The 25,178-nt window shown below is 68.8% G+C and carries 23 protein-coding genes; 14 read left to right on the forward strand and 9 right to left on the reverse strand.

All coding sequences use genetic code 11. The annotated features are described in order from the left end of the window. Nucleotides 1-123 precede the first annotated feature (123 nt). Genes AB0J91_RS30785 through AB0J91_RS30800 form a run of 4 tightly spaced genes read right to left on the reverse strand, consistent with a single transcriptional unit; the run spans nucleotide 124 to nucleotide 3,374 of the window. On the reverse strand, nucleotides 124-990 hold the full coding sequence (locus AB0J91_RS30785; protein WP_363875954.1) for an amino acid ABC transporter permease: 867 nt from the start codon (nucleotides 988-990) through the stop codon (nucleotides 124-126). Further along, nucleotides 987-1,646: an amino acid ABC transporter permease gene (locus AB0J91_RS30790; protein ID WP_363790681.1), complete on the reverse strand. Its 660-nt coding sequence runs from the start codon at nucleotides 1,644-1,646 to the stop codon at nucleotides 987-989. The genes AB0J91_RS30785 and AB0J91_RS30790 overlap by 4 nt, the downstream gene beginning before the upstream one ends. Nucleotides 1,647-1,705: 59 nt before the next feature. After that, nucleotides 1,706-2,611 carry a glutamate ABC transporter substrate-binding protein gene (locus AB0J91_RS30795; RefSeq protein ID WP_363790683.1) on the reverse strand — a complete coding sequence of 302 codons (906 nt, stop codon included), beginning with the start codon at nucleotides 2,609-2,611 and terminating at the stop codon, nucleotides 1,706-1,708. A 34-nt stretch (nucleotides 2,612-2,645) separates the two neighbouring features. Next, a complete protein-coding gene (locus tag AB0J91_RS30800) occupies nucleotides 2,646-3,374 on the reverse strand; it encodes an amino acid ABC transporter ATP-binding protein (protein ID WP_363876021.1) in 729 nt (242 codons plus the stop codon). 289 nt (nucleotides 3,375-3,663) lie between these two features. Here AB0J91_RS30800 and miaB point away from each other — a divergent pair, with 289 nt between their 5' ends. Together miaB and AB0J91_RS30810 are read left to right on the forward strand one after the other, a co-directional pair. Beyond that, nucleotides 3,664-5,148, forward strand: coding sequence for a tRNA (N6-isopentenyl adenosine(37)-C2)-methylthiotransferase MiaB (miaB, locus tag AB0J91_RS30805; protein ID WP_363875957.1), 1,485 nt, complete (start codon nucleotides 3,664-3,666; stop codon nucleotides 5,146-5,148). Then, a complete protein-coding gene (locus AB0J91_RS30810; protein ID WP_363875960.1) occupies nucleotides 5,145-5,588 on the forward strand; it encodes a hypothetical protein in 444 nt (147 codons plus the stop codon). Before miaB ends, AB0J91_RS30810 begins: the two co-directional genes overlap by 4 nt. A gap of 188 nt (nucleotides 5,589-5,776) precedes the next feature. On the opposite strand, the gene AB0J91_RS30815 is transcribed toward AB0J91_RS30810, so the two are convergent. Continuing rightward, complete coding sequence (locus tag AB0J91_RS30815; RefSeq protein ID WP_363875963.1) at nucleotides 5,777-7,102, reverse strand: DUF349 domain-containing protein; 1,326 nt, start codon at nucleotides 7,100-7,102, stop codon at nucleotides 5,777-5,779. Nucleotides 7,103-7,701: 599 nt separating this feature from the next. On the opposite strand from AB0J91_RS30815, the gene miaA reads away from it, so the two are divergent. The 4 genes from miaA to AB0J91_RS30835 all read left to right on the forward strand — a co-directional run bounded on the left by miaA (nucleotide 7,702) and on the right by AB0J91_RS30835 (nucleotide 12,077). After that, nucleotides 7,702-8,604 carry a tRNA (adenosine(37)-N6)-dimethylallyltransferase MiaA gene (gene miaA, locus AB0J91_RS30820; protein ID WP_363876024.1) on the forward strand — a complete coding sequence of 301 codons (903 nt, stop codon included), beginning with the start codon at nucleotides 7,702-7,704 and terminating at the stop codon, nucleotides 8,602-8,604. Between the two features lie 9 nt (nucleotides 8,605-8,613). Beyond that, nucleotides 8,614-9,456 (forward strand): diaminopimelate epimerase, encoded by an 843-nt coding sequence (dapF, locus tag AB0J91_RS30825; protein WP_363875966.1) that lies wholly within the window; start codon nucleotides 8,614-8,616, stop codon nucleotides 9,454-9,456. A gap of 166 nt (nucleotides 9,457-9,622) precedes the next feature. Continuing rightward, nucleotides 9,623-11,056 carry a GTPase HflX gene (gene hflX, locus AB0J91_RS30830; RefSeq protein ID WP_363791109.1) on the forward strand — a complete coding sequence of 478 codons (1,434 nt, stop codon included), beginning with the start codon at nucleotides 9,623-9,625 and terminating at the stop codon, nucleotides 11,054-11,056. Further along, complete coding sequence (locus AB0J91_RS30835) at nucleotides 11,046-12,077, forward strand: hypothetical protein (RefSeq protein ID WP_363875969.1); 1,032 nt, start codon at nucleotides 11,046-11,048, stop codon at nucleotides 12,075-12,077. Before hflX ends, AB0J91_RS30835 begins: the two co-directional genes overlap by 11 nt. A gap of 9 nt (nucleotides 12,078-12,086) precedes the next feature. Here AB0J91_RS30835 and lexA read toward each other — a convergent pair whose 3' ends face one another. Next, complete coding sequence (lexA, locus tag AB0J91_RS30840) at nucleotides 12,087-12,797, reverse strand: transcriptional repressor LexA (RefSeq protein WP_363875972.1); 711 nt, start codon at nucleotides 12,795-12,797, stop codon at nucleotides 12,087-12,089. Nucleotides 12,798-13,047: 250 nt separating this feature from the next. Between lexA and AB0J91_RS30845 the strand changes: the two genes are divergently transcribed. The 4 genes from AB0J91_RS30845 to AB0J91_RS30860 all read left to right on the forward strand — a co-directional run bounded on the left by AB0J91_RS30845 (nucleotide 13,048) and on the right by AB0J91_RS30860 (nucleotide 17,914). After that, entirely contained in the window at nucleotides 13,048-13,521 is a 474-nt protein-coding gene (locus AB0J91_RS30845; protein WP_363875975.1) for a LysM peptidoglycan-binding domain-containing protein, read from the forward strand. Between the two features lie 260 nt (nucleotides 13,522-13,781). Continuing rightward, a complete protein-coding gene (nrdR, locus tag AB0J91_RS30850; protein ID WP_363875978.1) occupies nucleotides 13,782-14,273 on the forward strand; it encodes a transcriptional regulator NrdR in 492 nt (163 codons plus the stop codon). A 179-nt stretch (nucleotides 14,274-14,452) separates the two neighbouring features. Beyond that, nucleotides 14,453-17,278 (forward strand): vitamin B12-dependent ribonucleotide reductase, encoded by a 2,826-nt coding sequence (locus AB0J91_RS30855; protein ID WP_363875981.1) that lies wholly within the window; start codon nucleotides 14,453-14,455, stop codon nucleotides 17,276-17,278. A 291-nt stretch (nucleotides 17,279-17,569) separates the two neighbouring features. Next, complete coding sequence (locus tag AB0J91_RS30860; protein ID WP_363875984.1) at nucleotides 17,570-17,914, forward strand: hypothetical protein; 345 nt, start codon at nucleotides 17,570-17,572, stop codon at nucleotides 17,912-17,914. A gap of 68 nt (nucleotides 17,915-17,982) precedes the next feature. Here AB0J91_RS30860 and AB0J91_RS30865 read toward each other — a convergent pair whose 3' ends face one another. Next, nucleotides 17,983-19,260, reverse strand: a complete 1,278-nt coding sequence (locus AB0J91_RS30865; protein WP_363875987.1) for an aminotransferase class I/II-fold pyridoxal phosphate-dependent enzyme — start codon at nucleotides 19,258-19,260, stop codon at nucleotides 17,983-17,985. A 160-nt stretch (nucleotides 19,261-19,420) separates the two neighbouring features. Between AB0J91_RS30865 and AB0J91_RS30870 the strand changes: the two genes are divergently transcribed. Both AB0J91_RS30870 and AB0J91_RS30875 read left to right on the forward strand, forming a co-directional pair. Then, on the forward strand, nucleotides 19,421-19,921 hold the full coding sequence (locus AB0J91_RS30870) for an isoprenylcysteine carboxylmethyltransferase family protein (RefSeq protein WP_363875990.1): 501 nt from the start codon (nucleotides 19,421-19,423) through the stop codon (nucleotides 19,919-19,921). Between the two features lie 23 nt (nucleotides 19,922-19,944). Beyond that, complete coding sequence (locus AB0J91_RS30875) at nucleotides 19,945-20,685, forward strand: NAD(P)H-binding protein (RefSeq protein ID WP_363875993.1); 741 nt, start codon at nucleotides 19,945-19,947, stop codon at nucleotides 20,683-20,685. Here the strand turns inward: AB0J91_RS30875 and AB0J91_RS30880 are convergent. Next, nucleotides 20,672-20,965 carry a hypothetical protein gene (locus AB0J91_RS30880; RefSeq protein ID WP_363790711.1) on the reverse strand — a complete coding sequence of 98 codons (294 nt, stop codon included), beginning with the start codon at nucleotides 20,963-20,965 and terminating at the stop codon, nucleotides 20,672-20,674. The genes AB0J91_RS30875 and AB0J91_RS30880 overlap by 14 nt on opposite strands. Nucleotides 20,966-21,115: 150 nt before the next feature. Here AB0J91_RS30880 and AB0J91_RS30885 point away from each other — a divergent pair, with 150 nt between their 5' ends. Both AB0J91_RS30885 and AB0J91_RS30890 read left to right on the forward strand, forming a co-directional pair. Next, nucleotides 21,116-22,897, forward strand: a complete 1,782-nt coding sequence (locus AB0J91_RS30885) for a Xaa-Pro dipeptidyl-peptidase (protein WP_363875996.1) — start codon at nucleotides 21,116-21,118, stop codon at nucleotides 22,895-22,897. 191 nt (nucleotides 22,898-23,088) lie between these two features. Beyond that, complete coding sequence (locus AB0J91_RS30890) at nucleotides 23,089-24,189, forward strand: DUF4192 domain-containing protein (protein WP_363875999.1); 1,101 nt, start codon at nucleotides 23,089-23,091, stop codon at nucleotides 24,187-24,189. Between the two features lie 26 nt (nucleotides 24,190-24,215). On the opposite strand, the gene galE is transcribed toward AB0J91_RS30890, so the two are convergent. After that, nucleotides 24,216-25,178: a UDP-glucose 4-epimerase GalE gene (galE, locus tag AB0J91_RS30895; RefSeq protein ID WP_363790717.1), complete on the reverse strand. Its 963-nt coding sequence runs from the start codon at nucleotides 25,176-25,178 to the stop codon at nucleotides 24,216-24,218.

Consider the following 25,178-nt stretch of genomic DNA (forward strand, 5'->3'; position numbering starts at 1 on the left):
GACGAGCAAGATCGAGACCAGGAACGGGATTCGCCAGCCGTAGGACAGGAACGCCTCGTTCGTATGGCCCATGACCAGTCCTGTGATGAGGAACGGGTCCCGGAGGCGCCTGCTTCGCCCGGATCAGGTGTCGCGGCCGGTGTCCGCGACCGCGACCGTGCCCAGCTTGCCCTTGCGGCCTTGACTGAGGCGGCGTTCGGTGTAGACCGCCAGCCTGCTCAGCGCGTAGTTGATGACGATGAAGATCGCGCCGACCACGATGTAGGTCTGGATCGGGTTGCTGAGGTTCTGGATGATCACCTGCGCCTCACGCACCACGTCGACGTAGGCGACGATGAAACCCAGCGAGGTGTCCTTGACGATGACCACGAGCTGGCTGATCAGCGCGGGCAGCATCGCCCGGAACGCCTGCGGCAGCAGCACCGAGCTCAGCACCTGACCGCGGCGCAGGCCGATGGCGTAGGCGGCCTCGCTCTGGCCCTTGGGCAGCGACAGGATCCCGGCGCGCACGATCTCGGCGATGATCACCGAGTTGTACGCGGTCAGGCCGATCACCAGGAACCACATCGGCGAGAGGTCCAAGCCCACCGAGGGAAGCACCCGGAAGGCGAAGAAGACCATGATGACCACCGGGATGCCGCGCAGCAGCTCGACCACGCCGACCACCAGCCAGCGGTACCAGGGCGCGCTCACGACGCGGGTGATCGCCAGCAGGGTGCCGATGACCAGTGAGAACACCATCGCCAGCACGGCTGCGGTGAGGGTGCCCAGCAGGCCGGTGCCCAGCAGGCCCCACAGCGCGGTGAACGTGCCGTTGGTCGGGTCCAGCAGCGGACCCCACTTCTCGGCGGTCAGCTGCCCTTGCGTGCCCAGCGTGTAGAACACCCAGCCGACCACCGCGAGCAGCAGCAGCCCGACCACCGCACTGGCGACCAGCGAGCGTCGCTTCGCCTGCGGGCCGGGGGCTTCGTAGAGAACGGTGTTGGTCATCGCGCGATCGCCACCTTCCGCTCCAGGTAACCCAGCAGCAGACCGGCCGGGATGGTGAGCACCAGGTAGAAGAGCACCACGCCGAGCAGCACCGGCAGTGCGGCCAGACCGCGCGCCGAGGTCAGCGTGTCACCGACCGAGAACAGGTCCCCGCCGACGCCGAAGGCGCCCACCAGGGCCGAGTTCTTGATCATCGCGATGATCACGTTGCCCAGCGGCGGGACCACCGTGCGCACGGCCTGCGGCAGCACGACCAGCGACAGCGACTGGCCGAAGGTGAGGCCCACGGCGCGTGCGGCCTCGGCCTGACCTGCTGGAACGGCGTTGATGCCGCTTCGGATCGCCTCGCACACGAACGCCGAGGTGTACAGCGCCAGGCCGATGGTGCCGAACCAGAAGTAGGAACCGTTGATGCCCAGCTCCGGCAGGCCGAAGGCCATGAAGAACAGCACCACGGTCAGCGGGCAGTTGCGCAGCACGTTGACCCAGCTGGTCCCGGCGGCGCGCAGCGGAGGTAGCGGCGAGACCCGGAAGCCCGCCGCGATGGTGCCGATGATCAGCGCGAGCAGACCCGCCAGCAGGCAGATCTCCAGCGTCCGCACGAGACCGCTCAGGTACAGCGGCAGGTTGTCGATGATGACTTGCACAGATTCCACTCCGGCCAAGAGATGAGGGTGCCGACCGGATCGGACGGCACCCTCATTCCGCTATCAGGTCAGCTGCAGGGGTCGGTCTGCGGAAGGCTCGGCGTCTGCTTGGACACCTTGCCGGCGGTCGCCTGCCACGCCTTCGCGTAGGTGCCGTCCTGGCCGGCCTGCGCGAGGGTCTGGTTGATGAACTCGCAGAACTTCACATCGCCCTTCTTGATGCCGATGCCGTAGGGCTCTTCGGTGAAGGGCTTCTCCACGAGCTTGAACTGCCCGCCGCTCTTCTCGACCAGACCCATCAGGATCACGTTGTCCGTGGTCACCGCCTGGACCTGGCCGGTGCGCAGCGCGTCGGCGCACTTGGAGTAGACGTCGAAGAGCACCAGGTTCGGCTCGTCGACGTACTCCTTGATCTTCTCGGCCGGGGTCGAGCCCGTCACCGAGCAGACCTTCGCGCCGCTGGCTCGCAGCGTCTCCGGTCCGGTGATCTGGGCGTTGTCGGACTTGACCATGATGTCCTGACCGGCGGTGTAGTACGGCCCGGCGAAGCTGATCCGCTGCTTGCGCGAGTCGTTGATGGTGTAGGTGGCCACCACCATGTCGACGCGGCCCTGCTCGATGACCTCCTCGCGGGTCTTGCTCGGAGCCTCGACCCACTGGATCTTGTCGGCGGGGATGCCCATCTTCGCCGCGACCAGCTTGGCCATCTCGACGTCGAAGCCCTGCGGCTTGCCCTCGAGGTCGTTCAGGCCGAACAGCGGCTGGTCGATCTTCGTGCCGATCCGGATGGTGCCCGCCTGCTTGAGGTTGGCCATCGTGCTTCCGGGCTCGAACTGCGCGTTCTGGTCCACCGGGATCTCCGGGGCGCCTCCGCCGCCTTCCAGCTGGTTCTCGCCGCCCCCGCCGCAGGCGGACAACGCCAGGGCCAGCGACGCCGTCAGCACCGTGACCAGACGAAATCTCTTGCCTCGCATCTGCTTACGCCTCTCTGTGCAGTGGTGGTGACACTCAGTGGGTGAGGATCTTGCCGAGGAAGTCCTTGGCCCGGTCGCTCTTCGGCTCGCCGAAGAACTTCTGGGGCTCGGCGTCCTCGACGACCTCGCCATCGGCCATGAACAGCACGCGGTGCGCGGCGCGGCGTGCGAACCCCATCTCGTGCGTGACGACGACCATGGTCATGCCCTCTTCGGCGAGACCGGTCATCACGTCGAGCACCTCGTTGACCATCTCCGGGTCCAGCGCGGAGGTCGGCTCGTCGAAGAGCATGACCTTCGGCTTCATCGCCAGCGCTCGGGCGATGGCCGCTCGCTGCTGCTGGCCGCCGGAGAGCTGTGCCGGGTACTTCTGAGCCTGGTCGGTGATGCCGACCCGATCCAGCAGCTTCATCGCGTCGCGCTGGGCCTCTTCCCGGCTCTGCCCGCGGACCTTGATCGGCCCGAGCGTGACGTTCTCCAGGATCGTCTTGTGCGCGAAGAGGTTGAACTGCTGGAAGACCATGCCGACGTCGGCGCGCAGTTCGGCAAGAGCTCGTCCTTCGGCCGGCAGCGGAACGCCGTCGATCTCGATGGAGCCGTCGTTGATCGGTTCCAGCCGGTTGATGGCCCGGCACAACGTCGACTTTCCGGAGCCGGACGGGCCCAGGACCACGACGACCTGCCCCCTGGGCACTTCGAGGTCGATCGACCGCAGCACGTGCAGTGAGCCGAAGAACTTGTCGACCGCGGACATCCGGATCATCGGAGCGTCCGTGGGGGCTGCGGTCATCCAGTGCTCCCGAATGCGTCGTATGTGGAATTCGTTGGCCGAAACTTAAGCCTGTCGTGGCTGCGGAGTCCAGAGGTTGGGATCGATACGTTGTTTCAACTCCGTTACGCAACGGAGTTAGCTTCGTCCGCCTGACCGCCTATCGTGTCCGCGATTTCCGATCGTTCGTTGCGCTCAGTAATCACGGAGGGTGCGTTGCTCCCGCTCCATCATCGGTCTGGGCGGGTGAATCGGCGATCTGACCAGGCGCTACCGTGGAACGGTGAGCACGAAGACGTACGAGATCCGCACTTTCGGCTGCCAGATGAACGTGCACGATTCCGAGCGGCTCGCGGGAATGCTGGAGGACGCCGGGTACGTGCGGGCCGGCAACGGTCGGGAGATGCCCGCCGACGTGGTCGTGTTCAACACCTGCGCCGTGCGCGAGAACGCCGACAACCGGCTCTACGGCACGCTCGGCCACATGCGTCCGCAGAAGGACGTCAACCCGAACATGCAGATCGCCGTCGGTGGCTGCCTCGCGCAGAAGGACCGCGACACGATCGTCAAGAAGGCGCCCTGGGTCGACGTCGTCTTCGGCACCCACAACCTCGGTTCGCTGCCGACGCTGCTGGAACGCGCGCGGCACAACCAGGAGGCCGAGGTCGAGATCCTGGAGTCGCTGGACGTCTTCCCGTCCACGCTCCCGGCACGCCGCGACTCCGCCTACTCCGGCTGGGTGTCGGTCTCGGTCGGCTGCAACAACACCTGCACCTTCTGCATCGTGCCCGCGTTGCGCGGCAAGGAGAAGGACCGCCGACCGGGCGAGATCCTCTCCGAGGTCGAGGCGCTGGTCTCCGAAGGCGTGCTCGAAGTGACCTTGCTCGGTCAGAACGTCAACGCCTACGGCGTGGAGTTCGGCGACCGCTTCGCCTTCGGCAAGCTGCTGCGCTCCTGCGGCGAGATCGAGGGCCTGGAGCGGGTCCGCTTCACCTCACCGCACCCGCGCGACTTCACCGACGACGTCATCGAGGCGATGGCCGAGACGCCCAACGTCTGCCCGCAGCTGCACATGCCGTTGCAGTCCGGCTCCGACCGCGTCCTCAAGGCGATGCGCCGCTCCTACCGCAGCGAGCGCTTCCTCGACATCGTGGGCAAGGTCCGCGCGGCCATGCCGGAGGCGGCCATCACCACCGACATCATCGTCGGCTTCCCCGGGGAGACCGAGGAGGACTTCGAGGCCACGATGGAGGTCGTGCGCCGCGCCCGGTTCTCCAGCGCCTTCACCTTCCAGTACTCCAAGCGACCGGGCACGCCCGCCGCGGACATGCCCGACCAGCTGCCCAAGGAGGTCGTTCAGCAGCGCTACGACCGCCTGGTCGCGCTGCAGAACGAGATCTCCTGGGACGAGAACAAGAAGATCGTCGGCCGCGAGGTCGAGCTGCTGGTCGCCGAAGGGGAGGGGCGCAAGGACGCCGAGACCCACCGGCTCTCCGGTCGCGCCCGCGACGGCCGCCTGGTGCACTTCACGCCCACCGGCGCGCTCGACGGTGAGATCCGGCCCGGCGACCTCGTGCGCACCACGATCACCCGCGCCGCCCCGCACCACCTGGTCGCCGACACCGACATCACCGGCCACCGCCGGACTCGGGCGGGCGACCACTGGGAAGAGGGCGTGCGCCCCAAGACCTCCGGGGTCAGCCTGGGGCTGCCCTCCATCGGTGCCCCGGCTCCGCAGCCGGCTGCGGAGCAGGGATGTGCGTGTTGAGCGAGGAACAGGACGTCCAGAGCCGCGGTGAGGTGCTGCGGCGGTTCGACCCGGGCGCCAAGGCACTGGTCATCGCCACGGTGATGCTGGTGCTCGTGGTGAGCACGCTGCTGCCGTGGGTGGGCGGCAGTCCTGGGTGGGAGGTTCTGACCGGGCAGGCGGACCCGTCGCTGAAGGTGGGGCTGCTGCCACGGCTGTTCGCGATCAACTCCGCGATCGTCGGGCTGGGCTTCGGCGCGCTGGCGCTGATCACACGCCGCTGGGGCGCGGCCTTCCTGGCGGGTGTCGCTGGACTGGTGGTCACCTTCGAAGGCATGATCGCGATCTGGTCCCGCCAGACCAGCGGCCAGTCGGGACCGGGCCTCGGCCTGGTGCTCGCGGTCATCTGCATGGCCGTCCTGGCGATCCAGTGGATGCGCATCGTCTGGTCCCGCGACTGAGCAACGCTTCGAGCGGCGCAGCCTTCCCGTCCCTCGCGACCGGCACCGCTGTGTTGTCACTTCGGGGGATTTCTCAGCGGTACTCCGGGGAGGACGCCGTGCATCAGGAACGGCGCCCTGTCCCGGAGGACCGCTGAGGTTCCGCTACCCGCACCGCTCAGCAGGCTGCGTGCGAGAAGTAGTGCAGGTCAGCGGTTCGCGATGGCCTGTTCCGCCGCGTGCAACCACTCACGCCACTGGGCGGCCTGCTCGTCGGCCTTCTTCGCCCGGCGCTCGTCGCCCGCGGCGCGTGCCTTCTCCGCCTGCGCCTCGAACTGCTCCACGCGATCGCGGAACTGGTCGACGCGGGCCTGGGCCTCCGGGTCGGTGCGGCGCCACTGAGCGTCCACGGCGTCGCGGACCTTGTCGGCCACGCCGCGAAGCCTGCCCTCCAGCTCGCGCATCCGCTCGCGCGGCACCTTGCCGATCGCGTCCCAGCGCTCCTGCACCCGCTGAAGCTGCGCTTGCGCGGCCTTCAGATCAGCTGAGGGGTCGATCTGCTCCGCCTCGACCAGCAGTTCTTCCTTGAGCTTGGCGTTGGCGGCGAACTCGGCGTCGCGTTCTGAGAACGCCTCCGACCGGCGGCTGAAGAACCGGTCCTGCGCGGCGCGGAAGCGCTGCCAGAGCGCCTCATCGCTGTCCTTGGGCGCGCGACCGGCGGCCTTCCAGTCGGCCATCAGCTGCTTGTAGCGGTTGGCCGTGTCGCCCCAGTCGCTGGACTCGGTGAGCGACTCGGCCTCCTCGACCAGCTCCTGCTTGTGGGTCTTGGCCGCCGCGCGCTGCCGGTCGAGCTCGGCGAAGTGCGAACCGCGACGGCGGCTGAAGGCGTCGCGGGCCTTGGAGAACCGCCGCCACAGCTGCTCGTCGGTCTTGCGGTCGACGCCGCGGACCTTCTTCCACTCGTCGAGGATCTGGCGCAGCCGGTCGCCGGCCGACTTCCAGTGCGTCGCTTCGTGAGCGATCTCCTCCGCCTCGGCGACCAGCGCCTCCTTGCGGGCGATCGCCTCGGCGCGAGCGCGATCCTTCTCGTGCTTGGCGCCCTCGACAGCTTCCTCGGCGCGGGCCAGCAGGTGCTCGATGCGGGCGCCCAGGGCGGCGAGGTCGCCGATCACCGCGGCCTCGGCCAACGACTCCTGGAGGTGCTTGGCGCTGGTCAGCGTGTGCTTGGGCTCGCCGGCGTGGGTGCCCAGCCGGGTCTCCAGCAGCTCGACCTCGGTGACCATGTCGTCGAACTTGCGCGCGTAGAGGGCGAGGCCTTCCGCCGCATCACCGGCCTGCCAGGAACCGATGGCCCGCTCACCGTCGGCGGTGCTCACGTACACCGTGCCCTCGGCGTCCACCCGTCCCCACTTGGAGGGGTCCGCGGAAGCCTTCGGTACTGCGGGCGCGACCGCGGGTGACCCGGTGTTGCTGCTGGTCGAGTCCGCGACCGCCTTGCTGGCGACCGACTCGGGGGTCGTGTCCTGGTGCGTCATGGCCGGCTTCCTCCTTGCGTGCCCGCTTCGATGCCCGTGTCAGCCACGGGCGCCCCGCGTCGGCGGGGCCCAGCAAGCGTCAGCCCGAACCGTCGGATGGTCCGGCCTCCGCTGGCGCATTCAAACAGGTCAACAGCCGATTCGGTACTCCATACCCGAATCGGTGCCCGGCTGAAACCTCGGGACCTCATGACCTGCACGGCTTCATTGTCATCGGTCACCCGTGTGGCGGCAGCGAGCAGGGTGCCGATGCCTCGCATCGGTCCGATCCGCCGCAGTGCGCGACCACCTGCTCCAGCCAACTCGCCCGTGACCCCATGCCGTGCACGAGTGCGATCACCCGTGTCGTCGTGCCGCACCCGCCGCTGCTGGTCCTCGCGCTGGTCGTGCTCGCCTGCGTCGAAGCCGAGCGGTTGCGGGGCGCCTGTTCGCGCGCCGTGTCCAGTCTGACGGATTCGAACGCCGAATGGGTGGTCGTTGACGCAGATCCATCCGGCCCGACGCGATTCAGGTCGCGCACCGTTGCGAGCGGTGCCACGCCCGCTCCGCCACGCGGACGAAACCGGTCGGCGGGCACTTAGAGTTCTGGTGTGTCTTCGCTGCCGCACCCCGTCGCCGTCGTCGGGCCCACAGCCACCGGAAAGTCAGACCTCGCCGTGCTGCTCGCCGAGCGGTTCGACGGCGAGGTGATCAACGCCGACGCGATGCAGCTCTACCGCGGGATGGACATCGGCACCGCCAAGCTCACCCTCGACGAGCGGCGGGGCGTCCCGCACCACCAGCTCGACGTCCTCGACGTCACCGAGACCGCCTCGGTCGCCGCGTACCAGCGAGCGGCCCGCACCATCCTGGAGGACGTGCTCGCACGCGGCCGCACCCCGATCCTCGTGGGCGGGTCCGGGCTCTACGTGCAGGCGGTCGTGGACGACCTGTCGTTCCCCGGGACCGATCCGCAGGTGCGGCAGAAGTACGAGGACGAGCTGGCCAGGTTCGGGCCGGTCGCGCTGCACCGGAGGCTCGCCGAACTCGACCCCGCCGCCGCGGCGGCCATCCTGACCAGCAACGGACGTCGCATCGTGCGGGCGCTGGAGGTCATCGAGATCACCGGCGAACCGTTCTCCGCGAACCTGCCCACCCCGGGCCCACCGCGCTACGGCACGGTTCTTGTCGGCCTGGACCGGCCCGCCGAGGACCTCGACGATCGCGTGGACGAGCGCGTGACCCGCATGTTCGACTCCGGTCTGGTCGACGAGGTGCGCCGCCTGGAGGAGAAGGGGCTGCGCCACGGTCGCACGGCCAGTCGTGCGCTCGGCTACCAGCAGGTCCTCGCCGAGTTCGACGGTGCGGACGACATGACCGCCGCCGCGGCCGAGACCGCACGGCTGACGCGCCGCTTCGTCCGGCGGCAGCGCTCCTGGTTCCGGCGCGACGAGCGCATCAACTGGTTCGACGCCGCGGACCCCGAGCTTGCCGACCATGTCCGTGCCCTGGTGAATCCGTAGACTGGCGACGTGCACGCCTTCGGAGGACCCGAGTACATCAAGGGCCACGGGACCCAGAACGACTTCGTCATCCTGCCCGACCCGGACGGTGAGCTGGAGCTCACCGGTGACCGGGTGCGCGCTCTGTGCGACCGGCAGCGCGGTCTGGGCGCCGACGGTGTGCTGCGCGTGATCCGCGCGGGCAACCTGACCGACGCCCCGGCCGACGTCCCGTCGGACGTGTGGTTCATGGACTACCGCAACGCCGACGGATCCATCGCCGAGATGTGCGGCAACGGCGTGCGCGTGTTCGCCCGCTACCTCGTCGTGTCCGGCCTCGCCCCGTCCGGGGACCTGCTGGTCGGCACCCGCGCGGGCAGCCGCCCCGTGCACACCCACCAGGACGGCCGGGTGACCGTCGAGATGGGGCAGGCCAAGATCTTCGGCGAATCCACCACGACGGTGAACGGCACCGCTTTCGCCGGCGTCGCCGTCGACGTCGGCAACCCGCACCTGGCCTGCGTCGGGGACCACGATCTCGACGCCCTCGACCTCGGCGCGGCCCCGCCGCACGACGTGAACCTGTTCCCGGACGGCGTGAACGTCGAGTTCGTGCGGCCGCTGGGCGGCGACGAGGTGCGGATGCGGGTGCACGAGCGCGGTGTGGGCGAGACCCGCTCCTGCGGCACCGGCACGGTCGCCGCGACCGCCGCCGCACTGCACGCCGCAGGTCAGACCACCGGTCGCCGGGTGGTGCACATCCCCGGCGGCACCGTCGAGGTGGAGATCGCCGCCAGCGGTTCCACCCTGACCGGCCCTGCCGTGCTGGTCGGCGGAGGACGACTGGACCCCGACTGGTGGCAGAACCCGTGACGATCCCTTCGACGATCCCGATCCCGCAGTTCAGCGCTGCGCGGACGGGCTCGGGCGAGCGCAGCGAGTGAAAATGGGTCGCGCAGCGTGGGACAATGAACGTGAGATGAGAGATTCCTTGACCGCATCCCCAGAGCTCGACCACGACGCCGCCTTGGACCAGGACATGGCCGACGGCGACGAATTCGAACCGATCCTGGCCGGTGGTGAGCCTTCCACCGGCGAGATGGAGCTGGAAGACCGCGCCTCGCTGCGGCGGATCTCCGGGCTGTCCACCGAGCTCGAGGACATCACCGAGGTCGAGTACCGGCGACTGCGGCTGGAGCGCGTCGTGCTGGTGGGCGTCTGGACCGAGGGCGACGCCGCGCACGCCGACGCGTCGCTCGCCGAGCTCGCCCGCCTCGCCGAGACCGCCGGTTCGGAGGTGCTCGAAGGCATCATCCAGCGGCGCGACCGTCCCGACCCCGGTACCTACATCGGCTCGGGCAAGGTCCGCGAGCTGCGCGACCTGGTCGCCTCCAACGGCGCTGACACGGTCATCTGCGACGGTGAGCTCTCGCCCGGCCAGCTGCGTCAGCTGGAGGAGAAGCTCAAGGTCAAGGTCGTCGACCGCACCGCGCTGATCCTCGACATCTTCGCCCAGCACGCCCGCTCCAAGGAGGGCAAGGCGCAGGTCGAGCTCGCTCAGCTGCAGTACTTCCTGCCGCGACTGCGCGGCTGGGGTGAAACGATGTCCCGTCAGGCCGGTGGCAGGGCGGGCGCCAACGGCGGTGTGGGCACCCGCGGTCCCGGTGAGACCAAGCTGGAGACCGACCGCCGGAGCATCCACAAGCGCATCAGCAAGCTGCGCAAGGAACTGGCCGCGATGAAGACCGTCCGCGGCACCAAGCGCAGCCGCCGCGAGTCCAACGAGGTCCCCGGCGTGGCCATCGCCGGGTACACCAACGCAGGCAAGTCCAGCTTGCTCAACGCCTTGACCGGTGCCGGTGTCCTGGTCGAGGACGCCCTGTTCGCCACCCTGGACCCGACCACCCGCAAGGCGGTCACCCCCGACGGCCAGCCGCACACGCTCACCGACACCGTCGGGTTCGTGCGCCACCTGCCGCACCAGCTGGTCGAGGCGTTCCGCTCCACCCTCGAAGAGGTCGCCAGCGCGGACCTGCTGGTCCACGTCGTCGACGGCTCCGAGGGGTCGCCGCACGAGCAGGTCGCCGCCGTGCGCGAGGTGCTCAGCGAGATCTCCGAGGAGCACAAGTCGGAGATGCCCCCGGAGCTGCTCGTCGTCAACAAGATCGACTCGGTGGACGAGACGCGCATGGCCGAACTGCGCCGCCTGCTGCCGGAGGCCGTGCTCGTCTCCGCGCACAGCGGCAAGGGCATCGAGCACCTGCGCGAGATCATCGCCGACCGGCTGCCGCGCCCGGAGGTGTTCGTCGACGCCTTGATCCCCTACACGCGGGGTGACCTGGTGGCGCGGCTGCACAGCGACGGCGAGGTCGTCGAGGAGGAGCACACCCCCGAGGGCACTCGGATCCAGGCCAAGGTCCGCCCGGACCTGGCCTCGCTGATCGAGCCGTTCGCAGCCAACGGTGCGGCCTGACCGAGCCGGCGGCCTGACCGGGGCCGCGCTGCTCTCCGCTTGCGCGATCCTCTCCGGGGCGCCCGCGCACGCTCAGTCAGCCCCGGTCGAGCTGTGCACGATCGAGGAATCCGGGCTCTCCGAACTGTCCGGAATGGCCTCGGACGGGGACAACTGGTACGCCGTCAACGACAGCGGATCGAGGGCACGGGCGTTCGTGCTCGACTCGCGGACCTGCGAGGTCCGCTCGCAACGCACCGGCGACAGCGATCCCTACGACGTAGAGGACCTGGCGTTGGCTCCGGACGGAGCTCTCTGGCTGGCCGACACCGGCGACAACGGGCACAAGCGGAAGGACGTGGCGCTGCACGTGCTGGACCGCAACGGCGGTTCCGCGCTGTACCGGATGTCCTATCCGGACAGTCCGCACGACGCCGAGGCGCTGCTGCTGGACCGGGCCGGAGTGCCGCACATCGTCACCAAGGAGCCGCTCGGCTGGGCCGGGGTGTACCGGCCCGCGGAGCCGCTGGACCCGGCCCGGACCGTCCCGATGGCGCGGGTCGGCTCGGTGTCCCTGCGCGCGACCAAGACGCCGGGCGGACCGCTCGACGGATCGATGGGTTCGGTTCTGGTCACCGGTGGATCGGTGAGCGCGGACGGCACGCTCGTGGCACTGCGCACCTACACCGAGGCCTACGTCTACCGCTCACCGAACGGAGACGTGCTCGAAGCGCTCAAGAGCGAACCGGTGCGGATCCCGCTCCCGGACGAGGAACAGGGCGAAGCCATCGCCTGGGAACCCGGCGGCAGCCTGCTGTCCGGCTCCGAGGGCGGAGAAGCGGTTCGCCGCATCGCCGGGGCGAACGGCGACCCGTCCGCCGAGACGGCGACCGATCAGCCTGCGCCTCCCGGCGGCGACGGTGACCAGGCCCAGCCCGCGACCGAGGAGGGCGGCATGTCCACCGGCCGGGCGCTGCTGTTCGCCGGAGTCATCGCCGCCCTGCTGGTCTACCTCATCGGCTGGCGCCGCAAACGCTTCTGACCGCCTCGCTCAGAGGCGGCGCAGGACCGCGACGACCTTGCCGAGGATCTGGGCGTCGTCACCCAGGATCGGCTCGTAGGCCGAGTTGTGCGGCATCAGCCAGACGTGCTCGTCGGTGCGCTTGAAGGTCTTCACCGTCGCCTCGCCGTCGATCATGGCAGCGACGACCTCACCGTTGTCGGCGTCGGGCTGCTGGCGGACGGCGACCCAGTCGCCGTCGGTGATGGCCAGGTCGACCATCGAGTCGCCGACGACCTTCAGCAGGAACAGGGTTCCGTCGCCGACGATCTCCTTGGGCAGCGGGAAGACGTCCTCGATGGACTCCTCCGCCAGGATCGGACCGCCTGCCGCGATCCTGCCGACGACAGGGACGTAGGCAGGCTTCGCCTGAGCCTCGTTCTCCGGCTCTCCGCCGACCAGCACGCCCACGGTGCGCGGCCGGTGCGGGTCGCGGCGCAGGAACCCCTTCCGCTCCAGCACGCGCAGTTGGTAGGCCACCGAGGAGGTCGACGTCAGGCCCACCGCGTCACCGATCTCCCGGACGCTGGGGGGATAGCCGTGCTCGCTCATCCACTCCCGGATGGCCTCCAGCACCCTGAGCTGGCGGTCGCTGAGTTCCTCGGCCGCGGTGGCCTGCTCTGGCACGGTGTCCACCTCGGCAGGGGAGTCCTTGATGTCGTCTACGCGGCCCCCGATAGAGCCGGTCGCATTTCTCGCCACCGCTGCCTCCTGAACTCGTGTGAACTGCGGTGCTGGGGTCTTCATCGAGCGGTGTGCCGCCCCGGATTTGGTCACCGGTGTTCGCTGTCCGCTGCTCGCTTTCCACAGTAGACGCGCGAAACACGGAGATCAAACACCTGTTCGAGTTAATTTTGGCCCAGGGTCTCGCGCTGAAGGCCACTCTTGGTACACAATCGCACGGAGGTTCGATCGAACAACCTTTCGATCATCGTTCCGCGCGGGAGGCGACATGACCACGTTCATCGACACAGTACGGCGAGTTCGGCCTGTTGAGCGGCAGTCGCTCGCCGGTCGGCCGGAAGTCGAGCCGATCGTGTCGCGCCCGCACCGGGTCGAGGCCCGTCGCCCACATGGGCGTGTGATCGAGGCTCGGCGCCGTGAGCGGGCCGCCGAGGCCAGATCGTGCGCCCGCCCGGTTCCGGAAAGGGGCAGACTCGGCGAGTGGCTCGTGCTCTCCGGTGTCGCCGCCGCGGCCTTCTTGGGTGTGGTGCTGGTGGGGCTGTTCGGGTTGGGCGACGCGCCGGTGGCGGGAGGTACCACCGTTGTGCAGGTGCGAACGGGGGACACTCTGTGGAGCATCGCGACGCGCATGGCGCCCGATGCGGACCCCCGCGCGGCGGTCGATCGCATCGTCGAGCTCAACGGTCTCGGGACGCCTTCCGCGGAAGCGGGCCGATTCCTGGTGGTGCCGGTCGATAGCTGACCGAACCCCAAGATGTTGTGGTTCGCGGGGTTTTCCCAGCTGGGGCGAGGGGTGCGTCATCCGGCCGGGCGACACAGGTGTGTCGGTTTGCAACGCGGTCCGACGCGGGTTTAAAGTCGACCACAACATCTAGTAGTTACGTCCATGTGGTTAGTCCATAGATTGGGCTTCCAGGGTTCTGGATACCCCATGGACGTACGTGGTCGCGGGCCGGTGGATCCCGGCTGACGGCCGCCAAGGGGGAAGGGGGTGAATGGCCGGTGCGGTGCCCGTTCTGCCGCGGCGATGACTCCAGGGTCGTGGACTCGCGCGAAGTGGAGGACGGCCAGGCGATCCGCCGCCGACGCTCGTGCTCGGCGTGTGGTCGCCGGTTCACGACGATCGAAGAGCTGGTGTTGTCGGTCGTGAAGCGATCGGGCGTCACCGAGCCCTTCAGCCGGGAGAAAGTGGTCACCGGCGTGCGCCGTGCCTGTCAGGGGCGTCCGGTAGAAGAGGACGCACTGCAGCAGTTGGCGCACCAGGTGGAGGAGGCGATCCGGTCCTCCGGCGTCGCCGAGCTGCCCAGCCACGAAGTCGGGCTGGCCATCCTCGGTCCGCTGCGGGAGCTGGACGAAGTCGCCTACCTGCGCTTCGCGAGCGTTTACCGCGCGTACTCCTCGGTGGAGGACTTCGAGAAGGAAATTACCGACCTGCGGGCTGCGAGGGAGTCCCCGCAGGAAGGCGAGCGACTAGACGTGGAGTGCGGCGGTTGAGCAAGCCGCGACGGCGCACGTCCCGCAAAGGGGGCGGAAGCGCGAAAGGCCATTCGCAGTCCCGGGCGGGGACGGCGAAGAGAACAGAGTCACGACCGAACCGGACGGGGAGCCCGGACGGGGCCGACGAAACGCGACGAGCGACTGAGCGAGCGATGAAGAAGGAAAAGGGGCAGGTCATGACAGAGACCGTCGGTAGCCCGGCCGGCGCAGCGGGGGAGCCGGAAGCAGATGCTCGCAAGGGCATCCGGGTTGAGCGCGTCTACACCACCGAAGGGGTGCACCCCTACGACGACGTCAAGTGGGAGCGTCGCGATGTGGTGATGACCAACTGGCGGGACGGTTCGGTCAACTTCGAGCAGCGCGGGGTCGAGTTCCCCGACTTCTGGTCGTTGAACGCGGTCAACATCGTCACCAGCAAGTACTTCCGCGGTGCCGTCGGCACCGACGAGCGGGAGGGCAGCCTGCGGCAGCTGATCGACCGCGTCGTGAAGACCTACGTCGCCTCCGGCGTCGAGAACGACTACTTCGCGACCGACGCGGACGCGGAGGTCTTCGAGCACGAGCTGACCTACATGCTGTTGCACCAGGTCTTCAGCTTCAACTCGCCGGTCTGGTTCAACGTGGGAACCAGCTCGCGCCAGCAGGTCTCGGCCTGCTTCATCCTGTCGGTCGACGACACGATGGAGTCGATCCTCGACTGGTACAAGGAAGAGGGCCTGATCTTCAAGGGCGGTTCCGGGGCCGGGCTGAACCTGTCCCGCATCCGCTCCTCCAAGGAGCTGCTGTCCTCCGGTGGCACCGCTTCCGGCCCGGTCTCGTTCATGCGCGGCGCGGACGCTTCGGCGGGCACCATCAAGTCCGGTGGCGCGACCCGCCGGGCGGCCAAGATGGTCGTCCTCGACGTCGACCACCCGGACGTCGAGGAGTTCATCGAGACCAAGGCGCGCGAGGAGCACAAGATCCGCGCGCTGCGCGACGCCGGTTTCGACATGGACCTCGGTGGCGCGGACTCCAACTCGGTGCAGTACCAGAACGCCAACAACTCGGTGCGCGTCTCCGACGAGTTCATGCGCTCGGTCGAGAGCGACAACGACTTCGGTCTGCGCTCCCGCACCGACGGCGACGTGATCGACACCGTCAAGGGCCGCGACCTGTTCCGCAAGCTGGCCAAGGCCGCGTGGGAATGCGCCGACCCGGGCATCCAGTACGACGACACGATCAACGACTGGCACACCTCGCCGGAGACCGGCCGGATCACCGCGTCCAACCCGTGCTCGGAGTACATGCACCTGGACAACTCCAGCTGCAACCTGGCCTCGTTGAACCTGATGAAGTTCCTGCGCGATGACCTGACCTTCGACGCCGAGCTGTTCGAGAAGGCCGTCGAGTTCGTCATCACCGCGATGGACATCTCGATCTGCTTCGCGGACTTCCCGACGGAGTCGATCGGCGTCACCACCCGCAAGTTCCGCCAGCTCGGCATCGGGTACGCCAACCTCGGCGCGCTGCTGATGGCCACCGGTCACGCCTACGACTCCGACGGTGGTCGTGCGCTGGCGGCGGCGATCACCTCGTTGATGACCGGCACCGCCTACAAGCGTTCGGCCGAGCTCGCCGGTGTCGTCGGTCCCTACGAGGGCTACGCCCGCAACGCCGAGGGCCACCAGCGGGTCATGCGCAAGCACGCCGCTGCCAACGACCTGGTGCGCACCTACCACCACAACGACAAGACCGTGCACAAGCTGGCCACCCAGGTGTGGCAGCAGGGTCTGGAGATCGGCAACCGCAACGGCTGGCGCAACGCCCAGGCGTCGGTGCTGGCTCCCACCGGCACCATCGGCCTGATGATGGACTGCGACACCACCGGTGTCGAGCCCGACCTGGCGCTGGTGAAGTTCAAGAAGCTGGTCGGCGGCGGCTCGATGCAGATCGTCAACCAGACGGTCCCGCGCGCCCTGCAGGCCCTGGGCTACCAGGAAGAGCAGATCGAGGCGATCGTCGAGTACATCGCCGAGCACGGTCACGTCGTCGACGCGCCGGGTCTGCGCCAGGAGCACTACGAGGTCTTCGACTGCGCGATGGGCGAGCGCTCGATCGCGCCGATGGGCCACGTGCGGATGATGGCCGCGGTGCAGCCGTTCATCTCGGGTGCGATCTCCAAGACGGTGAACATGCCCGAGTCGGCGACCGTCGAAGAGGTCGAGGAGCTCTACTTCGAGGGCTGGCGGCTGGGCCTGAAGGCGCTGGCGATCTACCGCGACAACTGCAAGGTCGGCCAGCCGCTGTCCGCCGGCAAGGGCGACCAGGGCGAGTCGGAGAAGGTCGTCGAGAAGCAGATCGAGTACCGCCCGGTCCGCAAGCGCCTGCCGAAGAAGCGCCCGAGCCAGACGGTGTCGTTCACCGTCGGCGGAGCCGAGGGCTACCTGCACGCCGGCTCGTACCCCGACGACGGGCTGGGCGAGATCTTCGTCAAGCTCGGCAAGCAGGGTTCGACCCTGGCCGGTGTGATGGACGCCTTCTCCATGTCGATCTCGGTCGGCCTGCAGTACGGCATCCCGCTGGAGTTCTACGTCTCGAAGTTCCAGAACCTGCGCTTCGAGCCGGCCGGCATGACCGACGACCCGGACATCCGGATGGCCAGCAGCGTCCTGGACTACCTGTTCCGCCGCCTGGCGCTGGACTACCTGCCCTACGAGAAGCGCGCCCAGCTGGGCATCTTCACCGTGGACGAGCGGGAAGCCCAGGTCAACAACACGGAACCGGCTCAGTCTTCGGACAACGTCGACCTGGACACCATGCGGTCCACGGTGGACTACGCGAAGGCCGAGGAGAAGTCCGAGACCAAGCAGGAGGGGCGCGCGGGCAGCTCCACCGAGCTGCTCGAGCTCCAGCTCGGCAAGGCCGCCGACGCGCCGCTGTGCATGACCTGCGGCACGAAGATGCGCCCGTCCGGCTCCTGCTACCTCTGCGAGGGCTGCGGCTCCACCTCGGGCTGCAGCTGAGCCTGAGCGCTGAATGACCGAAGTCCGGGGTGGGCGTGACCAACACGCCCATCCCGGACTTCTTTGGTGTCAAGACCTTTCGCGTCTGCCCAGCAGGCGTGCTCACGTTCGGGGGATACCCGCGGGGTGGGCGTCTTGAGACGACGAACGGCGAGCCCGAGTTCGGCACCCTCATCCGCACCGAGACACGCGGAGGTGGAGATGCGGGCACGAAGCTTGCTGAAGAACGCGGTTCTTTTCGCCGCACCTGGTGTGCACGTCCTGACCGTGACGGGGTTTCCGGATCGGTCCGTGAACACCCTGGCGGCGTTGGACTACCGCGATGAGCTGGTCCTGGACGATCCCGAAGTCGAGCGCTTCCTCGACGAGCTGCTGCGCGAGGGGACGATGGTGTCGCTGGTCCTGCACTCGCTCACCGACGAGGTCGCGTTCACCGACTCCCAGGGCAGCGACGTGCTGATCAAGCACGTCTACGGCTGGTTCATCGAGGACGGAACGGTCAGGCCGGTGCGCGCTGGTGAGGCTTTCGACATCGGATGCGTCGACCCCGACACCGGTGAGCCCGTCCCGCCGGAACCAGGAGTCCACTACGAGGACGCCTGGCCGCTGGTCCTCCACGACGAGAGCTCCAGCTGAAACAGCCCTTCCACGACGAAGGCCGGTGCGGTTCCCGAGGAACCGCACCGGCCTTCATCGTTCTCAGATCAGGACTGCTTCTCGGCCAGGATCTTCTCCGTGGCGACGAGGCGAACGCAGACGGCCAGGCCCGCGGTGGCAGCCTCGACGTCGGCGAGCTCCGGGAAGGTCGGCGCGATGCGGATCACCGAGTCCTCCGGGTCGTCCCCGTAGGGGTGGGTCGCACCGGCAGGAGTGAGGGCGATTCCCGCTTCCTTGGCCTTGGCGACGACGGCCTTGGCGCAGCCCGCGGGGACCTCCAGGCTGATGAAGTAGCCACCGGCCGGGTTGCTCCACTTGGCCAGCCCGGTGCCGCCCAGCTCGGCGCTGAGGATCTTGTCCACCGCTTCGAACTTCGGGCGGATCAGCGCGGCGTGCTTGCGCATGTGCTCGCGCAGGCCGGCGGCGTCGCGCAGCAGCCGGGCGTGCGCCCGCTGGTTGACCTTGTTCGGGCCGATGCTGCGCTTGGACGTCGAGGCCAGCCACCACTCGACGTTCGCAGGCGATGAGCCGAAGAACGCCACGCCCGCACCCGCGAAGGTGATCTTCGAGGTGGAGCCGAACACGAGCGCGCGGTCGGGGTTGCCGTGCTCGGCGCACAGCGCCAGCACGTCGGCGATCTCGGCCTCGTCATCGGTGAGGTGGTGCACCGCGTAGGCGTTGTCCCAGAAGATCCGGAAGTCCGGAGCCGCGGTGCTCATCGCGGCGAGCCGCCGCACGGTCTCGTCGGAGTAGACGGCACCGTCCGGGTTGCTGTACTTCGGCACGCACCAGATGCCCTTGATGCGGGAGTCCTCGGCGACGAGCCGCTCGACGACGTCCATGTCCGGACCGTCGGGCGTCATCGGGACGGTGATCATCTTGATGCCGAGCCGCTCCGACAGGGCGAAGTGGCGGTCGTAGCCGGGCACCGGGCACAGGAAGGCGATCTCCTGCTCGGCGACCCAGCGCTGCGTGCCGCCGGGCACGCCGTTGAGCAGCGCGAAGACCAGCGCATCGTGCATGAGCTCCAGGCTCGAGTTGCCCGCCGCCAGCAGCTGGTCGACCGGCACCTGCAGGTCGTCGCTGAAGATCGCACGCAGCTCGGCCAGGCCGTTGAGCCCACCGTAATTGCGCAGGTCAGCGCCATCGGCGTCGGTTCCGCTGGCGAGTTCGAGCAGCTCGTTGGACAGGTCCAGCTGCTTCGGCGAGGGCTTTCCTCGGGTGATGTCCAGTTTCAGGCCACGCGCCACGAGATCTGCGAACTCCTGGTGGGCGCGGTCGCGCTGGGCGGTCAGCTCTTCAATGGATGAAGCTGGATCAGACACCGGTTGTTTCCTTCGCCGTGTCGAGTAACGGGTCGGCAAACAGCCTAGCTCTCACCTGCGAACCGGTGTGAGACGGCACGCGGACCGGTCACGCGCTGCGAGCCCGATGTGACCACGTGGGTGCTGGTGCCGACCCTCGACGAACGGCATCGTGTGACTCGTGCGCAGGTCATCGGCCACCGTCGGCAGTGCCGTGTTGTTCTTCGCCGGGCCGGGAACGGTCACCGTTCTCGTGTCGTGGCTGCTCACGGGCTGCCGATGGCACGAGCCCGTCCCGCACTGGTGGCCCGCGCGGGTGCTGGGCGGTGCGCTGATCTTCGCGGGCGCGGCGGTCCTCGTGCACGCGTTCATCCGGTTCGTCCATGAGGGCCGAGGGACTCCGGTCCCGATCGCAGCTCCCGACCAGGTGGTGGTGGGCGGGCTGTACCGGCACGTGCGCAATCCGATGTACGTGGCGTTGTTCGCGGTGCTCGTCGGCGAGCCGCTGCTGCTCGGAGGTCTGCGGGCGCTGCTGTACCCGCTGTTGCTGGGGTGCTTCGCCGCTGCGTACGTGCGCTGGCGCGAGGAACCGGCGCTGGTCCGCCGCTTCGGCGAGGACTACGAGCGCTACCGGCGCGAGGTTCCGGCCTGGATCCCGAGACCGCGTCCCTGGTACCCGTAGCGAGTCGACGAGAGGACGGAAGCATGGGCGGATCGATCCTGGTCACCGGTGGCACCGGCACGCTCGGCAGTGCCGTGGTGGGGTTGCTGCGCGGGGCCGGGCACGACGTCCGCGTGCTCAGTCGTCGGGCGGGGCCGCAGCGGGTGGTCGGTGACCTGCGCACCGGCGCGGGCATCGGTGCCGCGGTCTCCGATGCCGAGACGATCGTGCACTGCGCCACCACCAACGGTGGCAAGGACGTGGTGGCCACCCGGCACCTCGTCGAGGAGGCTCGTCGGTCGGGTCGGCCGCACCTGGTCTACATCTCCATCGTCGGCGTCGACCGGGTGCCGCTGTTCTACTACCGGGCCAAGCTCGAAGCCGAACGCCTGGTGAGGGGCTCCGGCCTGCCGTGGACGGTTCTGCGCACCACGCAGTTCCACGACCTCATCGCCAAGATCGTGTCGGTGCAACGCCGCTCTCCGGTGGTCGCGGCGCTGTCGGACGTGCGATTTCAGCCCATTGCGGTGGACGAGGTCGCCCACCGGCTGGCCGAACTGGTCGACGGGGCGCCTGCTGGTCGGGTGCCGGACATGGGCGGACCGCAGGTGCGCAGCCACGCGGACCTGCCCCGCGCGTACTGCGAGGCCCACGGGCTTCGCAGGCGGGTGCTCCGGCTGCGGCCGCCGGGCGCGGTGTTCAGGGCGTTGCGCGCCGGTGAGAACCTCGTCCCGGACCGTGCCGTCGGACGGGCGACGTTCGAGGACTTCCTCAGCGGCGGGTGAGCAGGTGGGCCGCGGTCGCGGTCGCAGCGGTCACGGCGAACACCGAGGGCCAGGCGCCGATCTTCTTCGCCAGCGGGTGCGAGCCCGCCAGAGCTGTTCCGTAGGTCGCCCCCAGGGCCAGCGCCGGGACGACACCGGAGCGGCGGCGGCAGACCTCCATCGCGCCCAAGCCGGCGCCTGCCGCGACGACTCCGCCCCAGTGCCGGTGCTGGGAGGCGCGAGCCACCGCGAAGCCACCGATCAAACCGGCCGAGGTCAGCAGGCTGGACGGAATCGACATGCGAACTCCTCGTTGGTTCCGGTCCCGACGCTTCGACCTTACTGCCGCCCGGGTGGTTCTGGCGGGAACCCGCCGCATCGGTGATTGACTTCCCATTTCGCGCTAAGAAAAGTGCTGCTGTCGTCCTTCTTCCAGCTTCGGGAGCCCTGCATGCGGCGCGTTGTGACCGGTTGTCTCGCGGCGATCTTCGCCCTGCCCCTGGTCGGGTCCACGGCGGCTGCCCAACCGCCGCAGGGACCGGTGTTCTCCGACGGTGAAGCGCAGCCGGTGTTCGACCCGGCACAAGCGGTGCGCCAGGACCTGTTCGTCACCGCGCCGGTCGACAGCGACCACGACGGTCGGCAGGACCGGGTGCACGTCCAGGTGGTGCGGCCGAAGGAGTCCGAGCACGGTCTGCGGGTTCCGGTGGTCTACCAGGCGAGCCCGTACTTCTCCGGCGGCAACGACGTGCCCAACCACAACGTCGACACCGAGCTGCACGTGCCGGAGCAGGCCGGACCGCGCACGACGCGCCGCACGACGGGCGACGAACGGGTCGCCGTCTCCGCCGAGATCGACTGGGCCTACGAGCAGTACCTGTTGGCCAGGGGCTATGCCGTGGTCTACGCCGAGTCGCTCGGCACCGGGGAGTCCACTGGGTGCCCGACCACCGGTGCCGAGAACGAGACGATCGGCGCCAAGTCAGTGGTGGACTGGCTCAACGGCCGCTCACCCGGCCACGACGCCGGCGGTGCGCCCGTTCGAGCTCACTGGTCGACCGGCAAGGTCGGCATGATGGGCGTCTCCTACAACGGCACCCTGCCCAACGCCGTGGCCACCACGGGGGTCGAGGGGCTCGAGGCGATCGTCCCGATCGGGGCGATCTCGAACTGGTACGACTACTACCGAACCGACGGTGCCGTGGTCGCGCCCGGCGGGTACCAGGGCGAGGACGCCGATGTGCTGGCCGAGTACGTCCACACCCGCGCCGACAGGGAGCCCTGCCGTCCGGTGATCGACGGTCTCACCGCTGAGCAGGACCGGATCACCGGCGACTACAGCCGGTTCTGGGATGAGCGCAACTACCTCGACGACGTGGACGAGATGCACGCGGCCGTGCTGTCGGTGCACGGCCTCAACGACTGGAACGTCAAGACGCGCCAGGCCGCGCAGTGGTACCAGGCGCTGCGGGAGCACGACGTCCCGCACAAGATCTGGTGGCACCAGTCCGGCCACACCGACCCGATCAAGCTGCGCGAGCAGGAGTGGCTGCGGACGCTGAACCGCTGGTTCACCCGCTACCTCTACGACGTGCCCAACGGCGTGGAGGACGAGCCGCGCGCGACGGTGCAGCGCGAGGACGGCAGCTGGACCGAGGAGCCCGAATGGCCCGCTCCGGATGCGGCCGAGACGGTGTTGCGTCCGAGCGCGGGTGGACCGCAGCGAGGTGGTCTCAGCGCTGCGAGCCCCGCTGTCGAGGTGGTCGAAGGCCTCACGGACGACGCCGGGCTGTTGGCCGAGGACCTCGCGGCGGCACCGAGTTCTCCGAACCGGCTGGCCTACTTCACCGAGCCGCTCGCCGAGCGGGCGCGGGTCAGCGGTGAGGTGCGGGCTGACCTGGCGCTGACCTTCGACCGGCCGGCGGCAAACGTGACCGCTCTGCTGGTCGACCAGGCGCCGGACGGTTCGGTCTCGGTGGTCACCCGCGGGTGGACCGATCCGCAGAACCGGGAGGCGCTGGACCGCACCACGCCGATCGAGCCGGGGCGGAACTACGCGATCACCGTGACCATGCAGCCCGACGACTACGTGTTCGCTCCTGGGCACCGGCTGGGCGTGGTGGTGCTCTCCAGCGATCACGACTTCACGCTGCGCCCCAAGCCGGGGGCCGGGCTGGGGCTGGACCTGGCGCGCACCAGCATCTCGATTCCTGCCGTCGGAAGGATTTCATGACCGAATTTCATGAAATCCGTTGCGGTAGCGGAGAGCAACGATCGATGGGGTGGCGAAGTTAGCCTGATCGATCGTCGCTGATCGGTGTGGTTTTGAGCGTTTCGCCCCTGATCTGTCCACAGCGGACGAAGTTGTCCAGAGATTCGCGAAATCGGTTTCGCCAGCTGGGTTTTCGGCTCCATCGTTGTGGCATGACAACGCGACTGAACACCCAGATATCGCTGAGCGATCCCGGTGACGTGCTCGCCGCGCTACCGCACATGATCGGGTTCAACCCGGTCAACTCCTTCGTGGTGCTGACGCTGCACGACCTGACCGGAACCCCGAAGTTCGGCATGACCCTGCGCGTGGACCTGCCGTGCCCCGCGAACGCCTGCACGTTCGGCGAGTTCCTGCTGACAGGCCCGCTGAGCAGGAAGAACGTCGAAGGCGTGATCATGGTCGTGGTCGGGGACAAACCCAACTACTCGGGCTGCCCGGAGAGTTGCGGCGGCAGGTGCCACGAATCCGACGAGTCCGGTCCCGACTCCGAGCCGCCGATGCTCGGCCTGATCGAGGTGGTCCGGAAAACGCTGCTCCAGGCCGGGATCGTGACCGCCCACGCGCTGCACGTGCCGGAGATCGCGGCCGGCGAGAAGTGGCGGTGCTACTTCGACGAGGGCTGCCGCGGAGTCGTCGCGGATCCGAAGGAATCCGCGATGGGAGCCGTGATGGCCGCCGAGGGGTCGGTGACCTTCGGAAGCAGGGAAGAACTGCGCGAACTCGTCGCGCCCGAATCGCAAGAGGTGATCAGCCGCTGGTCGGCGAAGCTCGACGCGCTGACCGAGGAGGCCATCGACTCCTACGACCCGTCACGCGTCACCGAAGACCTGCGCAAGGTCTTCGGCGCCATCCAGCGCATCGCCGCAGGCTCCGCGCTCACCGAGGACGACCTGCTGGGCGTGCTGCAGGCCGTCGCCGACGTCCGGGTGCGGGACATCGTGATGGGCACCGCGCTGAGCGAACTGGCGCGTCCGGCCGAAGAGCTCTGGCTGACGCTGGTGCGCAAGGCACCGGATCCCGAACTCGTCGAGGTCGCCGCACTGCTGGCGTTCTCGGCATACGTGCGCGGTGAGGGAGCGTTGGCGGGCGTCGCGCTGGAACGCATCGAGAGGGTCAGGCCCGAGCACACCCTCGGCATCCTGCTCCGACAGGCCATGGACGCCGGAATTCCGCCCGCGGAGCTGGCCGTCGTCGCCCAGCACTCGGTCGACGACGTCCAGCTCCTGCTCGGCGAGGAGGGAGGCTGCTGATGTGCGCGAAGAAGCGGAAGAAGCGATCAGGACGCGTGACGCGCGCGGGTGAACTCCCACGCGTCACGCACGATCACGCCGATGTCGGCGCGCTGGGGCTGCCACCCCAGGTCCTCGCGCGCCCGCTGGCTGGAAGCCACCAGGGTCGCGGGGTCGCCCGCTCGGCGGGGTGCGACCTTCGCGGGGATCGGGTGCCCGGTGACCTCGCGGCAGGTGTCGATGACCTGCTTGACCGAGAAGCCCGTGCCGTTGCCCAGGTTGTAGATGCGGTGCTGGCCGCCCTCGGCGTTCTGCAGCGCCAGCAGGTGGGCGTCGGCGAGGTCGGTGACGTGGATGTAGTCGCGGACGCAGGTGCCGTCGGCGGTGGGCCAGTCCTCACCGAAGATCTGCACCTGCTCGCGCTGGCCCAGCGCGACCTGCAGCACGATCGGGATCAGGTGGGTCTCCACGGTGTGCCGCTCGCCGAAGGCGCCGTGCGCCCCGGCGACGTTGAAGTACCGCAGGCTGACCGCGCCGATGCCGTGCGCGGACGCGTAGGAGGTGATCGCGTGGTCGATCGCGAGCTTGGTGGCGCCGTAGGTGTTCGTCGGCCGCGTCGGGAGGTCCTCGGTGATCGGGGAGACCTCGGGCTCGCCGTAGGTCGCCGCCGTCGAGGAGAACACCAGTCGCGGCGTGCCGTGCTCGCGCATCGCATCCAGCAGGCGCAGCGACGTGACGACGTTGCCCTGCCAGTACTTCTGCGGGTCCTCCATGGACTCGCCGACCAGCGACTTGGCCGCGAAGTGCAGCACACCGTCGAACCGCTCCGCGAGCAGCTCGCTCGCCGCGGAGGCGATGTCGGCCTCGACGAACTTGCAGCCGTCCGGGATCGCGTCGGCGTGCCCGGTGGACAGGTCGTCGACCACGACGACCTCGTGACCTGCCTCCACCAGGCGTGCTGCGCACACGCTTCCGACGTAACCGGCACCGCCTGTGACCAGGAGCTTCAA

Source organism: Saccharopolyspora sp. NPDC049357 (genome assembly GCF_040677225.1).
Lineage (GTDB): Bacteria > Actinomycetota > Actinomycetes > Mycobacteriales > Pseudonocardiaceae > Saccharopolyspora.